We start from the raw sequence: 308 nt of genomic DNA, 5'->3' as shown, positions 1-308 counted from the left end.
AGTGGCCGGCTCCCGGGCTTCCGCTGCATCTACATCGTGCAGCGCATTCCAATACGGCATGAACACGAGCTTCAGGGTGAGCCACCAAAGATAAACCGCGGCGCTTGATGAGAAAACCGAGTCGCCGATGAGGCCGTGCGCGACTTCGTTCCGGAGGTTCGGGCCGATGGGTCCACACAACAGAGCCCGAAGCTCGAACGCAACATCCTCTCCGAAGATGTCGACCACGCGCTCGTTCTCCATGAGCGCAGACAGTCCGACCTCGTTTTCGGTTCCTTCCGCGCTGATCACGCTCGTGCGTTGGCCAG

At 60.7% G+C, this 308-nt stretch carries 1 protein-coding gene; it reads right to left on the bottom strand.

Annotation, left to right across the window (positions count from 1 at the left end):
* A partial coding sequence (locus SB773_RS30915; RefSeq protein WP_410594063.1) for a DUF4209 domain-containing protein occupies positions 1 to 291 on the bottom strand: 291 nt, incomplete at its 3' end.
* Between the last annotated feature and the right edge of the window lie 17 nt (positions 292 to 308).

It is taken from the genome of Bacillus sp. SIMBA_074 (assembly GCF_046534555.1).
GTDB lineage: Bacteria > Bacillota > Bacilli > Bacillales > Bacillaceae_G > Bacillus_A > Bacillus_A mycoides.
Note: the sequence above shows the minus strand (reverse complement) of the source record. Positions and strands in the feature narration are given on the sequence as shown.